Below are 14,248 nucleotides of genomic sequence, written 5' to 3' on the forward strand. Positions count from 1 at the left end.
CAATAAAACTATGCCGCAAAATCATCTTACAGAACATTTGGTCGATGCTTTTTTGCACTTGGCTCCAGCAGAAGGCCTCTATCCTACTTTTATTTCTAATATCACTTTAATGCGTGTAGATCATTCCACACCACCTATTGCTGTGCTGCAAGAGCCTTCAATTGTTTTAGTGATACAGGGATTAAAGCGAGGGTATATTGGTAAAGAAATCTTCCCATTTAAACAAGGGCAGTGCTTATTTATTTCTATTGCTATACCGTTTGATTGCGATACTGTTGTTGAAAATAATGAACCCATGCTGGCGATAGCCATAAAATTTGAACCACAAATGATGGCTGATCTCATTACTAAAATGGATAAACAGCAACAAGTGGTTACTGAAGATGCTCATTCAGAAGATTTAAAATTAAGCTGTGGGCTTAGAGTGATTGACATGAATGTGACTATTTCGGAGGTTGCTCTACGATTACTCAATTTACTTCGTTCTAAACAAGATACATTTATATTGGGTGAGCAAGTTAAAAGAGAATTGGTTTATCGTGTGGTGCAGGCTTCAGGCGGCAATCTAGTCGAGAGTTTATCGGCTATGGTAAGCCGCAATGGTGTGATTTACACCATTTGTGAAATTATTCAGCGTGATTATTATCATAACTTAACGGTTCAAGATTTGGCGAAACAAGCGGGCATGAGCATATCGCTTTTTCATCAGACTTTTAAAAAGGTGACGAATTATTCTCCCTTACAGTACATCAAAATTACTCGGTTACATAAAGCACGTGAGTTGATCATGAACAATAAAATGGGAGTCGCAGAAGCAGCCTATGAAGTGGGTTATGTCAGTGCTTCACAATTTAGCCGAGAATTTAAACGACTGTTTGGCGTTCCACCCAAGTCCTCAATTATTTAACGTAGATTAGTAATTTTGAAATATAAATCAAACATGGAGCATTTTATGACCCTTCCAACAACCATGAAAATTATTGAAATTACGGCTCCTGGTGGACCTGAGGTTCTAAAAGTTCAAGATGCTAGTCTTCCAGCACCTCAGGCAGATGAAGTCTTGATTGAGGTAAAGGCTGCTGGAATTAACCGTCCTGACGTTTTGCAGCGTATGGGATTATATCCAATGCCTAAAGGTGTTACTCAAATACCGGGACTTGAAGTCGCTGGTGTTGTGGTTGCTGTAGGTGACCAAGTGGATCAATTCAAGGTTGGTGATAAAGTTTGTGCGCTAACAAATGGCGGCGGTTATGCAGAATATTGTGCGGTAACGGCCACTCAAGTATTACCAATTCCTGAAAATTTATCTTTTACACAAGCTGCTGCGATTCCGGAAACATTTTTTACGGTTTGGGCAAACCTATTTGATATTGGCCGTTTAAAGAAACATGAAACTGCATTGATTCACGGTGGGGCAAGTGGTATTGGAACCACAGCTTTAGCGATTTGCCAAGCTTTAGGGATTAAAACTTTTGCTACGGTTGGTAGTGAAGATAAAGTTGAAGCACTCTCTAGTTTCACCACAGCAATTAACTATAAAACCCAAGATTTTGAGCAGGAAGTTTTGAAGCACACTCAAGATCAAGGTGTTGATGTCATTTTAGATATTGTAGGTGGTTCTTATTTCACAAAAAACCTAAATCTATTAAAACGTGATGGCCGATTGGTCATTATTGGTTTTATGGGTGGACGAATCGCAAAAGAATTTGATTTACAAAAACTGATTTTAAAACGTGCCACAATTACGGGTTCAACGATGCGAGCACGTAATAGCCAAGAAAAAGCACAAATTGCCCAATCTTTGCATGAGCATGTGTGGCCATTATTGGCACAAGGTAAATGTTTACCGCAAATCTATAAAACGTATGCTTTTTCAGATGTACAAAGTGCTCATGCATGTATGGAGCAAGGTGATCATATTGGAAAGATCGTTTTAGAAATGAATGCGTAACGCTATAATCATTGAAGTTTAGGTGAACGACAGGTTCGCCTAAACTGAATTTTATAATTCTAGATTCTGCCTATTTCTCTATAAAAATTGCCAAATTCTATTGGCAGATTGCACCAGTTCTATAACTTCACCTATAAATTGAGTAAGAAATAACAATTGGTTCTTACCTTATTATTTCTTTCCATACTGATGAAAAAGGATAGTAACAATGAATACCGCAAATATTGATGATAAAAATCCTACTCCAGATTTGGCTGAAGATAATGCCTTTTTTCCATCACCTTATTCCCTAAGCCAATATACTGCTCCTAAAACAGATTATGATGGCACGACTTATTCAACTCCCTATGCAGGCAATAAAAAAGTTTTAATGATTGCAACTGATGAGCGTTATATCCAGATGCAAAACGGTAAGTTCTTCTCAACAGGTAATCATCCTGTAGAAATGCTTTTACCGATGTTTCATTTAGATAATGCTGGCTTCGAAATTGATATTGCGACACTTTCAGGAAATCCAGCCAAACTTGAAATGTGGGCGATGCCAAAGCAAGAACAAGTGGTGTTAGACACCTTTCAGAAATATGCAGATAAATTAAAAAATCCGCTAAAATTAGCTGACATTTTAGAAAATGCAGTCGGTGAAAACTCACCATATGCGGCTGTATTTATTCCGGGTGGGCATGGCGTATTAGCTAAAATTCCACATAGCCTTGAGGTGAAAAAAGTTCTTAAATGGGCGGTTGACCAAGATAAATTTATTATTACGTTATGTCATGGTCCAGCTTCATTACTTGCTGCGGCTGTAGATGAACAGCCAGAAAACTATATTTTTAAAGGCTATCAAATTTGTGTATTCCCTGATTCATTAGATAAGGGAGCAAATATTGATATCGGTTATATGCCTGGAGCTTTACCTTGGCTAGTGGGTGAAAACCTTGAAAAACTTGGTGTGGAAATTTTAAATAAGGGCATTACAGGTCAATGTCATAGAGACCGTAACTTGCTAACTGGTGATAGTCCGCTTGCTTCTAATAATTTAGGAAAACTTGCAGCTGAAACATTGTTGGCTGAAGTGAAGGATTAAGTAAACAGTTTTTATAGAAATAGGACTTATATTTATTAAGTCCTATTTTTTTTATAATAAATATGTGTTAGGTGTAAATTTGAAAATGATAAGTGATGTAAAATCAGCATAATAAGTAAGAATAGGAGAATATTAAAATGATAAAAATAGAAGATATAAATCTACTTGAGCAAGGGTATAAGATGGTTTTTGATTTAAGGTCATCTTCTTCAGTATTGATGGATGAAAATTACATCAAATATATACAGCAAACTACGTTGGATAAGGGAACAACTATGGGGCTTAAAGGTGACAATGGTTTATTTGCAACAGCTGAATGGTGGGAAAATATCAAAAATGGCAATATAGAAACTTATTGTGTGAAAGGTGTAATAGTTGGTATTAATGAAGAAAATTCTTTTATAGAGGGAAATACAATGATTAAAATTAAAGTAAATGGAACTAATAAAGAAATTTTTCAAGATATAGTTTTTACTAATGAAAGAGAAAAAATTATTAGTGAAGAGCTTTACAAAGCTGGAAATGAGATAGTATCCATTTATATTCTTGATAAATTAAAAGAAGATGATGTTTGGAATTGTGTGGTAGAGGAGAAGTTGGGTGTCTCTCCATTACTTAATAGAGTTTACATTAAGGATGGAGGTTAAAATTATTTTATATTAATGGATTGTAGGAGTTTAATATGGATGAAGATGAAATTAATATTATAGCCTATAATTACGTGGGTTATATTAAATTAAATAAAGATATTATTTTTCATGCTAATGGTAATGAAAATGATATTATTTATAATCAAAGTGGAGTTAATAGGCGAGTTTTTTCTGGATATGTTAGCTTTCCTGAAATTGAAAAGAACACTTTATTTTATATGAAAGCTTTTTTGCTTACTCTTACTGTAGATATACCTTGTAAGGAAGAAATTCATTCTTTAATTAAAATATTTTCATATTGTGAAAAACACTCTTTATTAATTGAAAAATTATCATTAGGGTTAAAATCTAATTTAAAAGGTTTTGTTTTTAATGGGCTTAAAGAAATAATAGGTGATTTTTACTTGTTAGAAAAAATTGATGACTTGTTTTTCTATGATGGGAGAGAGGAGTCGTACAATAATTTTTTTAAAAAATTATAAATAATTTAGATGGTTGTAAAATATAAAATAGATAAGGATTAAATAAAATGATAGAGAATTGCGCATTGATTAATCAAGGATATAAATTGATTTTTGATTTAAAAATATGGTTGGAAAAAATGGGGAAGATGAGATGAGGTCTACACATGCTTTGACTCTGGATAGCACTACTAATAGTGGTTTACGTGGAGTGTATGGTTTATATGGAACAAGTGAGTGGTGGGATAATATTGAAAAAGGTAATATTGAAACATATATTATAAGTGGGGTAATAGTTGATCTTAGTAAAGGGAATGTTTTTGTTGATGACAATACAATGATAACTATTGAGTCATATAATACTGAAGAAGATATATATGAAGGAGTAGTGTTTACGAATGAAAATTTGAAGAAAGAGTATAGTCATCTTTATTCTATAGGAAATAAAATAGTTGTTTTTTATATATTAGATGAGTTGAAAGATAAAGATACTTGGAATCCTTTAATACACAACAAAAATGGTACTTTACCAATAACAAGTAAGATTTATATTAAAGAGAAAAATTTATTTTGTTTGTGATTTTTGGCCTATTTTGGATTAAAAGTATATTATTAAATATTTTAAATTATTAAGGGAAGCTCTAACCAAGAAGATTCAATAAATATAAATAGATGTTTGAATATGGTAATAAGTGTCACTGAATATAAATTTTAAGATTAAGGGCTTCTCATATGAAATTAAAGAAAATTTACTTTTATCTGCTTAAAAGGCATAAAAAAAAGATAGTTTTTTTAATTTTATTTTTAACTTTATTAAGTGTTTTTATGCAAGTTAAGATGGGATTAATTGACTATGGATACTTTTTTGCAAGTTTTTTAAGTTGTTATGTTTGTATCTCTACTTGGTGTAATGGATTATTTGCTGAAACTTTTCCCATTACAGAATCAAGTACTAATGGAGAGGTTATAGGGAGATGGATGATAATTTTTTCAAGTACATTTTTTCATTTTTATATGATGCTTAATCCATTGTTGGTAAATTATTTTAATAAAGGATGAATTGTTAATATGAATAAATTAGATATGAGCCTTAAGGCGGTTCAGGACAAAGATTTGTTAGAGCTAAGTCATATCGCCTTTGAAAATTCAGCCTTTATATAGCCTACGGATAATTCTGATTTTTAGTATGTTTTTAATAAGATGTTTCTTTATATAATACTAAAAAATAAGGTGATTTTTTTGTGTGAATATTTGGAGGTAGATTACCTAACATTATAAAAAACCATTGTGCTGGAGGCAGCTGGTAATGGGGAATTTGTATAGCTTACTATTTATACCAGTGTTAGTAGCATGCTCTGGTACAGTTGATTTACTTGTTTCGGGTAATGCTAATAATGGAATTATATTTCAGCTATCTAAAAGTGATGCCAAAAAGCTTGATAGTGGTTTTCGATTTTATGTGATGGATAATAGTACTGTTCCTGCTGGTACGTTGAAAGAAACAGTATGGGAAATTAAGATAAGCAGGGAAATAAGTTGGTTTAATTTTAAAAATGATTATACCTATAAATGGACTTATGGGGTTAAACCAAGTGGATTTAAAGAGATTGTAAAACCCAAGCAGCTAAAGTTAAATACTCAATATTATTATTCGATTGATGATGGGGCAGGCTATCATGGTTCAGGTTGTTTTTATTTAAATGAGAATAAAATGGTTATAAATAGTAAGAGCTGTTAAATAAACCCAGTAGTAGTACAAGAGGTAGGAAATGAAAGAAACTTATCTTCTAATATATACAAGATATAAATTTCTAATATTTTTGGTATATACATTAATTTCTGCTCTTGGATTATTTTTGCAATATATCAAAGACGTTTTGACTATATCTTCTTTTTTGGGGATATGTATATCAATGCTTTTTTGTTTATATGCTTGGTTTAATGGAACTTTTACTTTCGTGTTCGCTATAGATGGTAATAGTAGTACAGGAGAGGTTTATAGAAGATGGTGTGTAATTCTTTTTAGCTCTTTGTTCTATGTTTACACTTTAATTGATTCCTTTCTATAATCATTACTAGCATATCTATTTGGTAGATTATATGTGCGCCCTGCGGGACTCGAACCCACGTCGGTCGCTTAGGAGGCAACTGCTCTATCCAGTTAAGCTAAGGGCGCATAATTTTATGATTATAAACAAAAAAGCTATTGCGAAGGCAATGGCTTTTTCATGTTTTAGGTATTAAAACTTTTTCCATAGTGGCCAATAAAAATAAAGCTGTATCACTCAACAGTTGCATATTCGCTTATGCTTTATAGAAAAATAGAGTTTATAAAGCTAAAAAATCACAAAAAATTCATGTTGATCTTTCTATGATCTGAAGCAAAACACGAAAAAGTTTGAGGCAAGCAATCGGGTAGGTGAAGTTATTCCTAGAAGGTTGTTTTTTAAAAATCAGATTTGACTATCGTATAATTCAAAAGGGCATAACATGAAAAAAATTGATGAACAGGACTTATCTAGAATTATTGAAATGGCATGGGAAGATCGCACTCCATTTGAAGCAATTGAGCGAGAGTATGGCTTAAGTGAAAGCGAAGTTATTCGTTTAATGAGATACAACCTAAAAACCAATAGTTTTAAACTTTGGCGTAAACGTATGGCAGGGCGTAAAACTAAGCATCAACAATTACGTTCGCCAGAAATTGAACGAGCTTACTGTTCGCGTCAGTATAAATATGCTTAACATCATCAGATATAACCAATTGAAATACAGCTGATTCAACAATTAAGAGTCATGTTGAATCAGTTAAAACAATCGAGTGAAATATCTACTTAGTTGATCGGGCTTGTCTTTTACATCTTTCAGAGCAATATTTTACTTCTTCCCAGGAACGTTCCCATTTTTTTCGCCAGTCAAAAGGACGTTGACAATAGGCACATATTTTCTGGGGGAGATGCTGTTTTTTCATGATCTTAAAGCTCATCAAGTTGATGAATAAGTAACTTTGCATGCTTCATGACATAAGCTTTATCTTTCATACGATCAAGATTTTTGTAGATCATCGACATTCTGGGATTCTGACGAAATATGGCCTCATGTCGGCTCATAAAATACCAATATAAACTGTTAAATGGACAACTGTCAGACTCAGTTTTTGTTTTGACGTTATATGTACAGTGCTGACAATAATTTGACATTTTATGTATGTAATTACCTGATGCAGCATAGGGTTTACTTGCCATGATGCCGCCATCTGCATACATTGCCATGCCTAAAGTATTCGGTAATTCGACCCATTCATAAGCATCTACATAGACTGCTAAATACCATTTGCAAATTTCTGATGGATTTACACCTGCTAAAAGTGCAAAGTTGCCTGTAATCATTAAACGCTGAATATGGTGAGCATAGCCATGTGCAAAGGTATTTCTGAAACACTCGGCCATACATGCCATTTTTGTATTACCCGTCCAGTAATATTGTGGCAGCGGCGTGCTGGCATGAAGGGTATTTTGATCGCTATAGTCAGGCATAGATAACCAATATATTCCACGCACATATTCCCGCCATCCTAATATCTGCCGAATAAATCCTTCTACTGCATTTAAGGGAGCCTGTCCGCTGTAATAGGCTGTTTGAGCAGCGTCACACAATTCTTTTGGCAACAACAATCCACAATTTAAATAAGGTGAGAGCAGACTATGAAACATAAAATCTGAACCATAAACCATGGCATCTTGATAATCGCCAAAGTGAGGTAAGATGTTAGAAATAAAATGATCTAGAGCAAGTAGGGCATTTTGACGGGTAGTTGCCCATTGAAAGGAGTTGATATTGCCGATATGTTGTGAAAATTCTTTCTTGACCAGTTGAATAACATCTATATCAATTTGATCATGCTCAAAGGCTAATTTTGATGGCAAAGATGGATTGCCTGACCACGCTTTTCGATTGGCTTGATCAAAGTTCCATTGCCCGCCAACGGGTTGTTGGTCATGCATTAAATATTGAGTTTGCTTGCGCATTTCTCGATAAAAGTATTCCATTCTTAGCGTTTTATATTTGTTTGCCCATCGCTTGAATTGTTCTACGGTACAAAAGAAGCGATCATCTTCTAGACACATAACAGGTAGTTTTAGCTTGTTAGCCCATGAAGTTTCGATTTCATGTTGTAAGCGATACTCACCACATTGGGTAATGACGAGAGTATTCGCCGAGAAGTGTTGCTGCTGCAAAGCAATAAAGTCGACTAACTTTTTTATATGACTTTCGCGCTTAAATGTGTGATAACGGATTTTCCAGCCCTGTGCTTTTAATTCTTTTGCAAAGTGACGCATTGCACTAAAAATCAGCGCTATTTTTTGTGGATGATGAGCAACATAAGATGTTTCCTCAAATACTTCAGCCATCAAGATAACGTCTTCATTCCGGTTTAAATACTTGAGCGTTGCGAGTTGGTGATTTAATTGATCACCCAGAATTAAACCAAATCGCATATTTTTGCTTCATGAGATGGAACTAAAACTAGTCTAAGTTTTCAGAGATCAATTTTATGTGAAGCAGTGCTTCTAAGTTCATCACGAGTCACTTAGTTATAAAGAGATAGACATAACTTAAAAGCATAGCATGCGTGAATAAAATGTGATTTTAATCAAAAAGATACAAATTAAATAAATTGAAGGTGTTTGCTAATATGCGTAAGATTTTTGAAAAATATGTTTTAAGCTTGATCCTTTTGAAGGAGCCATAGAGGCCATCGAAAGGTTCTTCACTCGAGTATATAAATGGATACCAACAACCATCCTATTGCTTATATTTTTCAGCAGCAACAACTTTTGGTTGATGCGAATTTTAATCTACCTTGCCTTGAACAGCAGGAATATGATTTACCTATACAAGCAGACCCTCTAGTAATAGCAAGAGATTTCCAAGAAAGCGAACTTATACCAAATGGATATCAGTTCATACCCATTCGCCAACTCTTACAGTATTGGACTAAATCTCAGTTTGAGCAGGCAAGTCGCGCTTTTCAGTTGCTAGAGTGGCGCCGTAATCATCAGTTTTGTAGTCGTTGCGGACATAAAACCCAGCAGCATAAGACTGAATATTCGATGACTTGTCCAGCATGTAATTTTAGTCAATATCCTAGAGTTAATCCTTGTGTGATTACTATTATTACACGTGGAGAGGACGAGATTTTGCTGGCTAAAAATGCCAGAAATACGAGCCAGATGTACAGTTTAATCGCTGGCTTTGTCGAGGTAGGGGAAACACTAGAAGATGCTGTGCGACGTGAAACATTAGAAGAAGTTGGATTACACATTAAGAATATTCAGTATTTGGCGAGTCAACCATGGCCATTTCCGAGTAACTTAATGTTGGCTTTTAAAGCTGAATATGAAGCGGGCGAAATTGAAATTCAGGAGAAAGAACTTAGCGATGCTCAGTTTTTCAAATTTAATCAATTACCTGAAATTCCATTTAAAGGCAGTATTGCTCATGCAATGATTATGCACGTTATTCATGGCACACCTGTCGCTGATGATACGAAACAGTGGCTTTAAACTGAGATTCAGATATGGCTTTAATCTTATAGTTTTAAATAAAAAAGCCATTGTCTAGACAATGGCTTTTTAGATTTATTTATTCTTCAGGATTCTCAATGGAATCTAGTTTTTTAGGATTTAAATAGTCAAAAAGTACGAGCATTGCCGTAATCCAAATAGGGATCATCATTACTGACTCTTTGAAGCCTTGAGTCCACATAATATAGAGAACCACAGCAATAAAGGCTAAAACTAAGTAATTACTAAAAGGTGACCATAACGCTGGAAAAGAAGTCTTAATATTCGCGTGCTTAACAAAGCGTCTATACTTCAAATGTGTAATTGATATCATTGCCCAGTTTAGAACAAGTGCACCAACTACAACATACATGAGATGTCCAAGAGCATCTTCAGGTACAAAGTAATTTAAAAGAACGCAACCAAAGATTAATAAAGCAGAAAGTAAAACAGCGGGAATAGGAACACCCTGTTTATTGGTTTTTGCAAAAACTTTTGGTGCATTACCTTGTTGAGCGAGACTGTATAGCATACGGCTATTTGCAAACATCCCACTGTTATAAACAGATAGAGCAGCAGTTAAAATAATAAAGTTAAGTAAGTGTGCAGCCCAACCAATACCCATTTGGCTAAAAATCATAACAAATGGACTTTTGTCGAGACCGCCAAGATCTAATTGGTTCCATGGCACTAATGAAAGTAAGATCGCTAGTGAACCGATATAGAAAATCAAAATACGGAAAACGACTTGGTTAATTGCTTTTGGAATCGTTTTTTTCGGATCTTTTGCTTCTGCTGCGGCCATACCAATCAGTTCAATACCACCAAAGGCGAACATCAAGAAAGCTAACATATAGAAGAGGCCGCTAAAGCCATTTGGAAAAAATCCACCATGAGACCAAAGGTTACTAAATGAAATATTTGAGCCTACATCTGCTGTAAATAGCAAATAGAGTCCAAAAACAATCATAGAGATGACCGCAGCAACTTTAATAATAGCGAGCCAGAATTCGGACTCACCATAAAATTTGACGTTTGTTAGGTTAATTGCCGTAATCACGACAAAGAAAAATAAGACAGACGTCCACGCTGGAATATGAGGCCACCAATAATTAATATATTTGGCCACTGCGGTGAGTTCGCTCATCGCAACCAGAACGTAGAGTATCCAATAATTCCATCCAGTTAAAAATCCGGGAAATTTCCCCCAGTATTTATACGCAAAATGGCTGAACGATCCTGCAACAGGTTCTTCAACAATCATTTCTCCCAGGTGGCGCATAATTAAAAAAGCAATTAAGCCACCAATGGCATATCCTAAAATAATGGATGGTCCCGCAGATTGAATCACTTGTGCCGAGCCTAAAAATAATCCGGTACCAATTGCTCCACCCATAGCAATTAATTGGATATGTCGATTTTTTAGTCCTCGTTGAAGTGTAGAAGATTCGTTGGTCAAAGGTCTTCACTCACTATGAATAAGTAAATTATTCTAATAGATGGAGTTATTTTAGCCTAGACTACAAATTAATAAGCAGTGACTGAAAAGTAATTATAAAAACTATTTAAAATCATAATCTTGCTTTTAATATTTCTATTTCGAGTGAAAAGTACTCTAAAAAATATAATTTCAGATAGACTTTTTTTCTTAGATTTTGCTTAGATTAAGTCATTGCAAGAGCATTGTTAAATTCACAAAATATGCTCGCGTCAATACGATTGATGTATAAAGCAGATCGCTATCTCTTGGCCTTAAAACAATTTAAGATGAAGAGAAGGGTAAACAAGAATGCTTGTTTTGATATAGAAGAACATAATAGTAAGGATAACAGTTGATATGAGCTCAGTACCGCAAATTAAAATTCCAGCAACTTATATGCGTGGTGGGACGAGTAAAGGTGTCTTTTTTAAACTTGATGATTTGCCGGAAAGAGCTCAAGTTGCAGGTCAAGCAAGAGATCAGCTGTTACTACGAGTCATTGGTAGTCCAGATCCTTATGGAAAACAAATTGATGGGATGGGAGGAGCCACTTCGAGTACCAGCAAAACTGTTATTCTCGCTAAAAGTTCTCAGCCTGATCATGATGTCGATTATTTATTTGGTCAGGTTTCAATTGATCAAGCTTTTGTAGATTGGAGTGGTAACTGCGGTAATTTGACTGCTGCTGTTGGTTCTTTTGCGATTTCAAATGGCTTAGTTGATGCCGATCGTATTCCAGAAAATGGCCTATGCACGGTTCGAATCTGGCAAAAAAATATTCAAAAAACGATTATTGCGCATGTGCCTATTACTAATGGACAAGTTCAAGAAACTGGAGATTTTGAACTGGATGGAGTGACGTTTCCTGCCGCTGAAGTTCAAATTGAGTTTTTAGACCCAGCCGATGATGGTGAAGAAGGCGGTGATATGTTCCCGACAGGAAATATCGTTGATGAATTAGATGTTCCTGATATTGGCCGTTTCCAAGCGACATTCATTAATGCAGGTATTCCAACTATTTTCTTAAATGCAGAAGATTTAGGTTACCAAGGTACAGAGCTACAAGATCATATTAATAGTGATGCAGCAGCACTAGCACGTTTTGAAAAAATCCGTGCCTATGGCGCAGTACAGATGGGTTTGATTAAAGATGTTTCAGAAGCAGCAGCGCGTCAGCACACACCCAAAATTGCTTTTGTTTCTAAACCTAAAAATTATACCGCTTCAAGTGGTAAGTCAGTTTCAGAAAGTGATGTCGATTTATTGGTTCGTGCTTTGTCGATGGGTAAACTTCACCATGCAATGATGGGAACAGCAGCAGTTGCGATTGGTACGGCAGCTGCCATTCCGGGTACATTGGTAAACCTTGCAGCTGGCGGCGGTGAGCGTGAAGCAGTGCGTTTTGGACATCCTTCTGGGACATTACGTGTTGGTGCTCAAGCAGAACTTACTAATGGCCAGTGGGTTGTTAAAAAGGCAATTATGAGTCGTAGTGCACGCGTGTTAATGGAAGGTTGGGTACGCGTTCCGGGTGACAGTTTCTAAAAGTCACTTAAAATGAAAAAAGCCTCTCGATTTTGTAGGGGCTTTTTACATAGGCCTTCGAAAACTCATCACGCACTTTTCACAGTGAATCGTGTATGATGTAGCGCATGAATGCTTCATGACATTCAATAAAATTTCTCTACTGATTTTATCGAGGCGACTGTGTCATCACTCTCTCAAGTTAATGCGGATGTTTTAAAACAAGCTCAACAACGTATTCAACAAGATTTATTGACGACATTGGCCGCATTTTCAATTCCAGAACCTTTAAAAAGTGCAGTACACCATGCAGTCATGCTTGGTGGAAAGCGTGTGCGTCCAGCTTTGTGTTATGCTACGGCTTCTTTACAGCCAAATCCAAATTTTGCTGCGGCTCGCCGTGCTGCGGTTGCAGTTGAACTTATTCATTGTTACTCACTAGCGCATGATGACTTGCCTTGTATGGACAATGATTTACTGCGTCGTGGTCAGCCGACTTGCCATGTTGCGTTTGGTGAAGATACTGCTTTGCTTGCAGGCGACATTTTACAATCAATGGCTTTTGAGGTTTTAGGGAGCCGTTTGTTCGATGAACAAGGGCAGGGTACCGATGCCGCGATTGTATTAAAACAAATGCAGATTTTAGCAACTGCCAGCTCCAAAATGGTCTCTGGACAGGTATTAGATTTGCAAGCTGAAGGTAAGCAAATTACTCAAGACGAACTTGAAAATATCCATCGCAATAAAACTGGTGCGCTCATTCAGGCGGCCATTATGATGGGTGCAGTGACTATCTTCTCTGGAACAGATCAAGCAATTCCAAAGTTGCGTCAATATGGGCAAACGATAGGTTTGGCTTTTCAAGTATTAGACGATATTCTTGATATTACTTCGAGTACTGAAACCTTGGGTAAAACTGCAGGTAAGGATGAACAAGTACAAAAATCGACGTACCCAGCCTTAATGGGGCTCGAACAAGCAAAGTCGTATGCTAAAGAGTTGCATGATCAAGCTTTTGAAGCTTTAGCTCATTTTGGTGATGATGCAAAAGAATTAGTAGATATCTCACAATTCCTTTTAGCGCGTACAAATTAATAATATTAAATCAATATTCATAGCTTCTATTCATATTCAATGAATAAGGGAGAAAAGAATGAATGGTGCTCAGCTTCATCAAGCTGCAATTGAAATCGCTCGCAATCTTCCCTTTAGTCAATAGTCCCATCCTTTTGGTCCAGACTATGAAGTTTTTAAAATTTTAGAAAAAATATTCATGCTGACCGCAGAAGTAGTTGGCGTCAAAATGATTAATATCAAATGTGATCCTTATAAAAGTCAGGAATATCAAGAACTCTATTCATTTATTGTTTCGGGCTATCACATGAATAAAAAACACTGGATTTCGATTACACCGCATAAGAACTTAACAACCGATTTACTTCAAGATTTAATTCACGATTCTTATGATTTGGTTGTGAAAAAACTCCCTTTGAAAGATCAGAAAAAATTAAAAAACCAATAATATAAAATA

13 protein-coding genes, 1 tRNA gene and 2 pseudogenes are annotated in these 14,248 nt (G+C 35.5%); 12 read left to right on the forward strand and 4 right to left on the reverse strand.

What is annotated here, in order from left to right:
* Positions 1–10: 10 nt before the first annotated feature.
* From KIP84_RS03665 to KIP84_RS03695, 7 genes and pseudogenes are all read left to right on the forward strand, one after another.
* Entirely contained in the window at positions 11–907 is an 897-nt protein-coding gene (locus KIP84_RS03665) for an AraC family transcriptional regulator (protein WP_086265293.1), read from the forward strand.
* Positions 908–940: 33 nt separating this feature from the next.
* Positions 941–1,951, forward strand: a complete 1,011-nt coding sequence (locus KIP84_RS03670) for an NAD(P)H-quinone oxidoreductase (protein WP_081320279.1) — start codon at positions 941–943, stop codon at positions 1,949–1,951.
* A gap of 208 nt (positions 1,952–2,159) precedes the next feature.
* A complete protein-coding gene (gene hchA, locus KIP84_RS03675) occupies positions 2,160–3,035 on the forward strand; it encodes a glyoxalase III HchA (RefSeq protein WP_213689347.1) in 876 nt (291 codons plus the stop codon).
* A gap of 137 nt (positions 3,036–3,172) precedes the next feature.
* Positions 3,173–3,682, forward strand: a complete 510-nt coding sequence (locus tag KIP84_RS03680; protein WP_213689348.1) for a hypothetical protein — start codon at positions 3,173–3,175, stop codon at positions 3,680–3,682.
* A 35-nt stretch (positions 3,683–3,717) separates the two neighbouring features.
* Entirely contained in the window at positions 3,718–4,167 is a 450-nt protein-coding gene (locus tag KIP84_RS03685) for a hypothetical protein (RefSeq protein WP_213689349.1), read from the forward strand.
* Positions 4,168–4,214: 47 nt separating this feature from the next.
* Positions 4,215–4,726 (forward strand): annotated as a pseudogene (locus tag KIP84_RS03690) (hypothetical protein).
* Between the two features lie 726 nt (positions 4,727–5,452).
* Positions 5,453–5,884, forward strand: coding sequence for a hypothetical protein (locus tag KIP84_RS03695; protein WP_213689350.1), 432 nt, complete (start codon positions 5,453–5,455; stop codon positions 5,882–5,884).
* Positions 5,885–6,249: 365 nt separating this feature from the next.
* Here the strand turns inward: KIP84_RS03695 and KIP84_RS03700 are convergent.
* A tRNA-Arg gene (locus tag KIP84_RS03700) sits at positions 6,250–6,322 on the reverse strand.
* Positions 6,323–6,636: 314 nt separating this feature from the next.
* Here KIP84_RS03700 and KIP84_RS03705 point away from each other — a divergent pair.
* Complete coding sequence (locus tag KIP84_RS03705; RefSeq protein WP_003655360.1) at positions 6,637–6,891, forward strand: TIGR03643 family protein; 255 nt, start codon at positions 6,637–6,639, stop codon at positions 6,889–6,891.
* Between the two features lie 85 nt (positions 6,892–6,976).
* On the opposite strand, the gene KIP84_RS03710 is transcribed toward KIP84_RS03705, so the two are convergent.
* Together KIP84_RS03710 and KIP84_RS03715 are read right to left on the reverse strand one after the other, a co-directional pair.
* The gene (locus KIP84_RS03710) at positions 6,977–7,117 is read right to left on the reverse strand and encodes a DUF2256 domain-containing protein (protein WP_213689351.1); all 141 of its coding nucleotides are present in this window, start codon (positions 7,115–7,117) and stop codon (positions 6,977–6,979) included.
* Positions 7,118–7,121: 4 nt separating this feature from the next.
* Positions 7,122–8,645, reverse strand: coding sequence for a cryptochrome/photolyase family protein (locus KIP84_RS03715; RefSeq protein ID WP_213689352.1), 1,524 nt, complete (start codon positions 8,643–8,645; stop codon positions 7,122–7,124).
* A gap of 288 nt (positions 8,646–8,933) precedes the next feature.
* Between KIP84_RS03715 and nudC the strand changes: the two genes are divergently transcribed.
* Complete coding sequence (gene nudC, locus KIP84_RS03720) at positions 8,934–9,713, forward strand: NAD(+) diphosphatase (protein ID WP_213689353.1); 780 nt, start codon at positions 8,934–8,936, stop codon at positions 9,711–9,713.
* Positions 9,714–9,792: 79 nt separating this feature from the next.
* Here the strand turns inward: nudC and KIP84_RS03725 are convergent, their stop codons facing one another.
* The gene (locus KIP84_RS03725; RefSeq protein ID WP_031946772.1) at positions 9,793–11,172 is read right to left on the reverse strand and encodes an amino acid permease; all 1,380 of its coding nucleotides are present in this window, start codon (positions 11,170–11,172) and stop codon (positions 9,793–9,795) included.
* 378 nt (positions 11,173–11,550) lie between these two features.
* On the opposite strand from KIP84_RS03725, the gene prpF reads away from it, so the two are divergent.
* The 3 genes and pseudogenes from prpF (at position 11,551) to KIP84_RS03740 (ending at position 14,239) form a co-directional block, all read left to right on the forward strand.
* The gene (gene prpF, locus KIP84_RS03730; protein WP_213689354.1) at positions 11,551–12,738 is read left to right on the forward strand and encodes a 2-methylaconitate cis-trans isomerase PrpF; all 1,188 of its coding nucleotides are present in this window, start codon (positions 11,551–11,553) and stop codon (positions 12,736–12,738) included.
* Positions 12,739–12,900: 162 nt separating this feature from the next.
* Positions 12,901–13,812 (forward strand): polyprenyl synthetase family protein, encoded by a 912-nt coding sequence (locus KIP84_RS03735; protein WP_014207519.1) that lies wholly within the window; start codon positions 12,901–12,903, stop codon positions 13,810–13,812.
* Positions 13,813–13,870: 58 nt separating this feature from the next.
* Positions 13,871–14,239, forward strand: a pseudogene (locus KIP84_RS03740) (MmcQ/YjbR family DNA-binding protein).
* Positions 14,240–14,248 lie beyond the last annotated feature (9 nt).

It is taken from the genome of Acinetobacter sp. BHS4 (assembly GCF_018454425.1).
Classification (GTDB): Bacteria; Pseudomonadota; Gammaproteobacteria; order Pseudomonadales; family Moraxellaceae; genus Acinetobacter; species Acinetobacter pittii.

Coding starts and splice junctions, on each gene's coding strand:
- KIP84_RS03665 (WP_086265293.1), top strand. CDS start 11: ATGCCGCAAAATCATCTTACAGAACATTTGGTCGATGCTTTTTTGCAC.
- KIP84_RS03670 (WP_081320279.1), top strand. CDS start 941: ATGGAGCATTTTATGACCCTTCCAACAACCATGAAAATTATTGAAATT.
- hchA (WP_213689347.1), top strand. CDS start 2,160: ATGAATACCGCAAATATTGATGATAAAAATCCTACTCCAGATTTGGCT.
- KIP84_RS03680 (WP_213689348.1), top strand. CDS start 3,173: ATGATAAAAATAGAAGATATAAATCTACTTGAGCAAGGGTATAAGATG.
- KIP84_RS03685 (WP_213689349.1), top strand. CDS start 3,718: ATGGATGAAGATGAAATTAATATTATAGCCTATAATTACGTGGGTTAT.
- KIP84_RS03695 (WP_213689350.1), top strand. CDS start 5,453: ATGGGGAATTTGTATAGCTTACTATTTATACCAGTGTTAGTAGCATGC.
- KIP84_RS03705 (WP_003655360.1), top strand. CDS start 6,637: ATGAAAAAAATTGATGAACAGGACTTATCTAGAATTATTGAAATGGCA.
- KIP84_RS03710 (WP_213689351.1), bottom strand. CDS start 7,117: ATGAAAAAACAGCATCTCCCCCAGAAAATATGTGCCTATTGTCAACGT.
- KIP84_RS03715 (WP_213689352.1), bottom strand. CDS start 8,645: ATGCGATTTGGTTTAATTCTGGGTGATCAATTAAATCACCAACTCGCA.
- nudC (WP_213689353.1), top strand. CDS start 8,934: ATGGATACCAACAACCATCCTATTGCTTATATTTTTCAGCAGCAACAA.
- prpF (WP_213689354.1), top strand. CDS start 11,551: ATGAGCTCAGTACCGCAAATTAAAATTCCAGCAACTTATATGCGTGGT.